The organism is Oribacterium sinus (genome assembly GCF_963537195.1).
GTDB classification, from domain to species: Bacteria; Bacillota; Clostridia; order Lachnospirales; family Lachnospiraceae; genus Oribacterium; species Oribacterium sinus_A.
Genome location: NZ_CAUTEG010000112.1, coordinates 1 through 6,748 on the forward strand (window position 1 = coordinate 1; position 6,748 = coordinate 6,748).

At 42.6% G+C, this 6,748-nt stretch carries 7 protein-coding genes; 5 read left to right on the forward strand and 2 right to left on the reverse strand.

The features are described 5' to 3' along the window. The 5 genes from RYL27_RS10085 to RYL27_RS10105 all read left to right on the forward strand — a co-directional run. A partial coding sequence (locus RYL27_RS10085) for an AAA domain-containing protein (protein ID WP_314966986.1) occupies window positions 1–550 on the forward strand: 550 nt, incomplete at its 5' end. A 253-nt stretch (window positions 551–803) separates the two neighbouring features. Next, entirely contained in the window at window positions 804–1,646 is an 843-nt protein-coding gene (locus tag RYL27_RS10090; RefSeq protein WP_314345869.1) for a hypothetical protein, read from the forward strand. A 117-nt stretch (window positions 1,647–1,763) separates the two neighbouring features. After that, window positions 1,764–2,690, forward strand: coding sequence for a DUF1848 domain-containing protein (locus RYL27_RS10095; protein ID WP_314345871.1), 927 nt, complete (start codon window positions 1,764–1,766; stop codon window positions 2,688–2,690). A gap of 167 nt (window positions 2,691–2,857) precedes the next feature. Continuing rightward, on the forward strand, window positions 2,858–3,544 hold the full coding sequence (locus tag RYL27_RS10100; protein WP_314966989.1) for an MBL fold metallo-hydrolase: 687 nt from the start codon (window positions 2,858–2,860) through the stop codon (window positions 3,542–3,544). Continuing rightward, window positions 3,541–3,897, forward strand: coding sequence for a VOC family protein (locus tag RYL27_RS10105; protein WP_314966991.1), 357 nt, complete (start codon window positions 3,541–3,543; stop codon window positions 3,895–3,897). Before RYL27_RS10100 ends, RYL27_RS10105 begins: the two co-directional genes overlap by 4 nt. 461 nt (window positions 3,898–4,358) lie before the next feature. On the opposite strand, the gene RYL27_RS10110 is transcribed toward RYL27_RS10105, so the two are convergent. Beyond that, window positions 4,359–5,876, reverse strand: a complete 1,518-nt coding sequence (locus tag RYL27_RS10110; protein WP_314966993.1) for an ABC transporter permease — start codon at window positions 5,874–5,876, stop codon at window positions 4,359–4,361. Continuing rightward, window positions 5,873–6,601 carry an ABC transporter ATP-binding protein gene (locus tag RYL27_RS10115; RefSeq protein WP_314966995.1) on the reverse strand — a complete coding sequence of 243 codons (729 nt, stop codon included), beginning with the start codon at window positions 6,599–6,601 and terminating at the stop codon, window positions 5,873–5,875. The genes RYL27_RS10110 and RYL27_RS10115 overlap by 4 nt, the downstream gene beginning before the upstream one ends. Between the last annotated feature and the right edge of the window lie 147 nt (window positions 6,602–6,748).

The following is a 6,748-nucleotide window of genomic DNA, read 5'->3' on the forward strand; positions in this document are numbered from 1 at the left end:
TTCCAATGCCATTTCCTACGGTGGAAATATGGTGCAAAGTACAGCTGTCCCGGGAAAAGCATCTTGGTATGATGTGAAAGGAAATGCTACTGATAAATATGTGAAAGAACAGGGAGACTTCCTTAAGGAAAAAATATTAGAGTTAATAAAGCAGAATCCTAATATTGTCAATAAAGGAGAAAAAGACCTGATTTACGTCATCTCCCCATTTAGGAATGTAGCATATCAGTTATCACAGAAACTCAGAGAAATTAATTTTACAAGATATGGCAAGGATGGGAAACCCAGCAACATTGGAACAGTCCATACCTTTCAAGGGAAAGAAGCCGATATAGTCTTTTTGGTATTGGGATGTGACGAAAAAAGCAGAGGTGCTGCTAGCTGGGCAGTTGGAACGGATAATCCCAATATTATGAATGTAGCAGCCACAAGAGCGAAAGAAGAGTTCTATATTATTGGAAATCGAAAGTTATATAATAGTATTAACAGCGAGGTAATCCATCAAACCAATAGAGTTTTGCATGAGTTTAATGGCATAGAAAATGCATAAGCGTATGTCGTTGCCCTAGAATATTTTGGAGCAGTATTCAGATGCAGAACATAGATTGACTCAGCAAGAGATAATCCGTCTTCTGAAGAGCAGTTATGATAAGTATGACGACATTTCCGACTATCGTCTGGACAAGATGGCAAAGTAGAGATAATCGACTCAAAAAAGCCATTTTTGAAATGAACAATAAGTATAAAAAATGATTACAGTATTATCACTATGTAAAGTTTGACAGCAGAAAGGGGAATTCACGGTGAAGGTAATATTGAGTAGGAAGGGTTTTGATAGTGCCAATGGCGGTATAGCAAGCCCGATATTTGAAGATGGTACAATGCTATCATTTCCAATCCCGAGTAAGGATCATGATAAGGATAAAATTGCATATGAAGAATTGACCTGTAATAATATTCCATTAAATAAGATACTGGAAGATCTTGGCTATAAAGGCGATAAATACTGTCATCTTGACCCGGACTTGGAAAGTAAAAGAAGAGTAGTGCCGGTTGAAGGGTGGAAACCTGCATTTGGACAAATAAATCAGTCTGCATCATATCTGATAAATAATCAGATAGTAAGCGGCGACTTGTTTTTGTTTTTTGGTAACTTTAGGCATGTTGTTGAGAGTAGTGGGGAATATAAGTATGCACGCAGAAATAAAAATTCAGCAGATTCATACTATGGAAAAGAAATGCAGGTTATATGGGGATATCTTCAGGTGGGAGAAATTATATCGGACCCTAAAGAGCAAGAGAAATTTTTCTGGCACCCACATGCTTGTGAGAAACGGTTATTTAAAGAAAAAAACAATATAATATTTACAGCTAAAGAGAATCTGTCATTTGCACCAAATATGCCCGGATATGGGACTTTTTCTTACAATGAAAAGAGAGTACTTACAATGCCCGGAAAAACTAAGGCAACCTGGACGAAGCAAAAAGCATATGATGTAGACAATATAAACAAGATAAATAATAGAGATAATAAACGCAAGAATTCAGCCAAAGACCCGGGAGGAATTTATTATGCCGGAATATGGCAGGAACTGGTTCTGAAGGACAATAAGGATTCGGAAAAGTGGGCAAAAAGTATGTTTTGATGTGCAAAATTATGCACATTTCTATTACAAAGGACAGATTATTTTTGCTCCATGGATGAATGAAAAGTCACAGAGATTACTTTAGCCGGATCACGAGAGCAAAGGAGGCAACTGAACTTGATTATTAACACGGGACAGAGGACAGACATTCCCGCCTTCTATGCGGAATGGTTTGCAAACAGGCTGAAAGAGGGCTTTGTTTGTGTACGAAATCCTTATAATCCGAATCAAGTCAGTCGCTACCGTCTTGAACCTTCCGTGGTGGATGTCATTGGTTTCTGCACGAAAAATCCGGCCCCCATGTTCCCATATATGGAGCTTTTAAAGGCGTATGGACAATACTGGTTTGTCACTATTACACCTTATGGAAAGGATATAGAGCCGAATGTGCCGGATAAACATTTGCTCATAGAGCATTTCAAGCATCTTTCCATGCAGCTGGGAGTGAATTCTATCGGGTGGCGTTACGACCCGATTTTTCTGTCTGAAAGATATAGCAAAGACTATCATTTGAAAGCCTTCGAGCAAATTGCTACGGCATTGGATGGATATACGAAAACCGTTGTTATCAGCTTTGTAGACCTTTACCCAAAGGTGAAGCGGAACTTTCCGGAGCTTCGGATGCTTGGGAAGGAAGACAGGCTTTTGCTGGGGAAGGTCATGATTGCGATTGCTCGTTCCCATGGCATGACACTGAAGCCCTGTGCGGAGGGAGATGAACTGGCTGAGTATGGGGCAGATTGCGGTGGATGTATGCTTATCAGCGACTATGAGAAAGCCATTGGAAAACGCTTGCATGTACCGAAAAAGAAGGGGGCAAGAGCAGCATGTGACTGTTATCTTTCCTGTGATATCGGCGCCTATAACAGCTGTAAGCACCTTTGTAAATATTGCTATGCCAATGCAGAACCCTCTATCGTTATGAAGCAAAGTCGACTACATGATCCAAAATCCCCATTCTTAATCGGGAATTACGAGAAAAATGACAGTATTCATGATGTACCCCAGCAGTCCTGGGTGGATGGACAAATGAGCTTGTTTTAGTCCCTCGTTGACAGTAAATGTAGGGCAACTTATACTGAAGAGCATATAGAGTAGGAAAACGTAAGGGAGCAAGCAAGGAAGCAAGTAAAGTAAGTAAGGAAGCAGGTAAGGAAGGGAGAACAACAATCTCCATACCGAGAAAGCAAAATATTTTACGGAGTAACATCATGAAAGTAACGTATCTGAACCACAGCGGTTTTTTGCTGGAATTAGAAGACTGCTATATTATTTTTGATTATTACAGGGGAGAATTGCCCCCTCTGAACCAGAGAAAAGAAGTGTTCGTTTTTTGCAGTCACGTCCATGGGGATCATTATAATCCGAAGATTTTTTCCTTGCTCGACGGGTACGGGATGAAGTATCAAGCGGTATTGGCAAACGATATACGGGATAAAAAACGATTATCGGAGATAAGGCATTGCTTTGTCGAAGCCGATAAAAGCTATCCGCTGGATCATGGAATTCAGCTTGAGACGCTGCTTTCCAATGATAGCGGAGTCGCCTTTATACTAAAAACAAAGGAAGGCTCTATCTATCATGCCGGGGACTTAAACGACTGGTATTGGGAGGGAGAACCGGAAGAAGATAATCGGAGGCTCCGCGAGATTTATCACAGGGAGATTTCGCGAATCAAAGGCAGACATTTTGACCTTGCCTTCGTTCCCCTTGATCCAAGACTGGAGGCGCACTACGCTGACGGGATTCTGTATTTCCTTGAAAATGTGGATTGCGATGCCGTATTTCCGATGCATTACTGGGGAGAGCCCGCTGTGATTCAGCGCTTTCTTACCGAATATCCAAAGTATCGTTCACAGATCAAAAACACGGAAACAGCGAAAGGAGAAGAACTATGAAGTTTAAGATGATTCACGAGAATTTAAATGTATCCGATTTGGATTGTTCCCTTCGATTCTATGAGGAAGCCCTCGACTTACATGAGGTGAGAAGAAAGACCAGCGAAGACTTTATCATTGTGTACTTAAGAAGCGATGTGGGCGATTTTGAGTTGGAGCTTACCTGGCTGAAAGACCACCCCCAGGCTTACGACCTGGGAGAGTGTGAATTCCATCTGGCATTTCAGGCGGATAATTTTGAAGAAGCGCACAAGAAGCATCAGGAGATGGGCTGCATTTGCTTTGAAAATGAAGCTATGGGTATTTATTTCATTGAAGACCCGGATGGCTACTGGCTGGAGATTTTGCCATAAGTTTAGCGATTTGGAGCAGTAAAAAATCAGAAGTGTAGATGAGGCTTATGTAGTATAGGTCTAAAATGAGGGTGATTTGAGCTCATCAGTACTTGCGAAAACCTACGAAGCGTTGGACTGTAGAAATCAATAAGCTGAAGCGACAGATGCTGTATAGGTATGAAAGAGAGCAATCTGAGCCCGCCGGTACTTGCGAAAAACAAAGGTACTGTAGTTTTTCGCTTAGTACCCTACCCGTTGGGCGAGCTTAGCGGGAGCGTGCTCGATTTCATACCTATACTGCATCGGAGCTTACTTCTTTAATAGTTACAGTTCTTCGCTACGCGGCGAGGCTAGCGAGAGCGTGCCTCGTTTCATACCTATATTGCTTAGAAAATTTTTTGATTTTTTACAGCCCCATTTAGAGACTTCCGATAAGAAAAATAACATCCATGTTTTACAAAACCAAGAGCTCTTTCCTTTTAGACATGTGTTCTCACATCGCTCTTCTTTAGGTACAGAATACCGATACCCAGTGCAGCGAAAATATAAAAGGAACAGCTTAGAAGGAGAATCGGAAAATTCAGCTCTCCGGTGATAGAAGTACTGCCCATACCGTAAATTAGGGTGGAATAGGGCAGGGCATAGTAGGCACCCTTAACGGTCAGTGTAAGGCCGACCAAGCTACCCAGAAAAGCCAGCGCGATGGGAAGGGCAAAGGAGTGGAGGAACATGGACAGGGTGCTTTGCAGGGCAGTAATTGCGGCAATGGAAAGGGCAGCGGATAGGATTCGCATCCAAAAGATTGCCGGAACAGCTCCCGGAAGGCCGAGGATTTTACCGCTCAGAAGATAAATAAAACTGATCCAGACCATGCAGAGCGTACTGAGGAGGGTTGCTGTAAACCATTTGTCCCGAAGCAGTTTTCCGGGGGTGGTGACGGTTAAAATCAGATTCCAGTTACTGCCCTGATGCTCCATTCGCCATAGAAGACTGCAAAGAATGCCGATGAGGGGAGCCAGGAAAAACATTCCCAGAAACAGGGATTGTTGAGTCCAGAGATCCTCCCAAGTATATTGTAAGACACCCTGATTTTGCACAAAATTCACCGTTCCAATCAGTGCCGAAATCAGAGGGATCAGAAGGAAAGGAATCCAGATGGGGTTCCTTTTTAACTTGATAAATTCCGGGGACAAGCTGCTGTGCATACTGCGACTTACTTTTTGTCTATGGAGAGAAAATAAAGTCTCTCCCTGCTCTGCCCGAGTGAAAAGAAGGAGACCAAGCAGAAATGTGCCGATGAGATAAAGCAGGCTTAGCAAAATATCGGAAATAGGGATGGATCTTAGGCTTAGGCTCATGAGTCTTGATGCTTTGTCATAGTCCATACCGATAGGGCTAAGAGAGAAGAAAACGGACCAGGGAGTCCACATGTCTGTGCTGATAAAGGCCAGAAATAAGCCGGCCAGGGTACCGCCGAAGGCGATGGAAAGGGCTGCAAACTGGCTGGAAAACAGCAGGGAAAGCATGCATTGAAGCTGATACAGAATCATTCCGCCGATAAGTTCTGAAAAGAACAGAACGGGAACAATATGTGACGGAATATCACCGGTAAAACCTAAGAACTTTCCCCCAAGAAGGACCATACCGATTTGGAAACTACAAAACAGGACAAGGGCAATAAAACCGAAGAAAAGCTTTCCCAGATAGATAGAAGCTCTGCTTTCCAAGGTGGGAAGAAGGTTCCACATAGCGCCTTTGTGTTCCATGTCCACAGACTGGGAGGCAATTACCGCCATAAGTACGGACAGAACCAGAGTGTTAATGATAGGAAGAGCATAAAAGATATTTAACCATGTCTCGGAATGCGCTTTTGTGCCATAAAATAGATAGGCACAATCCAAAAGCAGAGCTGCGAGGAACAGCAAAGGAAAATGCTTATGGCGCGCTTTTTGAAACTCGATAGAAACAATTTTCGGGATATTGCTTAGGGTATTCATAAAGACTCCTTTCCGCCGGTCATTTCCAGAAATGCCTCTTCCAGACTTTTTCCGTTACATTCCAGATCCTTAAGAGGCCCTTCATAGAGCAACTGTCCATGGTGAATGATACCTACTTGACTTGCCATTTGCTCTATTTCACTGAGGAGATGACTGGAAATGATGACCGTCATATTTCTTTCTTTAGGAAGAGAAACAATCAACTCACGAATTTCTTGTATGCCGGCAGGATCCAAGCCGTTTGTGGGCTCATCCAGGATTAGAAGCTTCGGATTTCCCAAAATAGCCATAGCGATACCAAGACGTTGTTTCATACCCAGAGAATAACTGCCAAGCTTCTTATCTCTTTGCTCATAGAGCCGGACGGTTTTTAATGCCGAGGCAATTTCCTCTTCTTTAACGCCCTTTAATTTCTGCACAATCTGCATATTTTCCAGTCCGCTTAAATGCCCGTAACCGCCGGGATTTTCAATGAGACTTCCGGTCTTTTGGAGAAGAGAAAGTCGATTTTGGGAATTTACTGTTTTTCCCAGAAACTGAATTTTTCCTTCACTGGGGTGAATCAAGCCCAGAATCATTTTGAGGGTAGTGCTTTTTCCGGCGCCATTGGGACCTAAAAAGCCGTAAACGCATTTCTCCGGAACAGATAAAGAAAGGTCTTTTACACGGTAACTGTTTCCGCTTTTTTTGCTAAGATGCTGTGTTTCCAGAATATAGTTCATCATTTTTTTCCTCCATATTTTTTTTCTCCATGTGTTTGTTTACGAGAGGAGAATAGCGAAGGAAGCTTATGGGAACCTTGTGCGTACCTTATGTTTACCTTAAGAAATGAAAAAAACTATGGGGAAAGAGGGGCAGAAAGGCTATAGTAG

Coding starts and splice junctions, on each gene's coding strand:
- RYL27_RS10110 (WP_314966993.1), bottom strand. CDS start 5,876: ATGAATACCCTAAGCAATATCCCGAAAATTGTTTCTATCGAGTTTCAA.
- RYL27_RS10100 (WP_314966989.1), top strand. CDS start 2,858: ATGAAAGTAACGTATCTGAACCACAGCGGTTTTTTGCTGGAATTAGAA.
- RYL27_RS10115 (WP_314966995.1), bottom strand. CDS start 6,601: ATGATGAACTATATTCTGGAAACACAGCATCTTAGCAAAAAAAGCGGA.
- RYL27_RS10105 (WP_314966991.1), top strand. CDS start 3,541: ATGAAGTTTAAGATGATTCACGAGAATTTAAATGTATCCGATTTGGAT.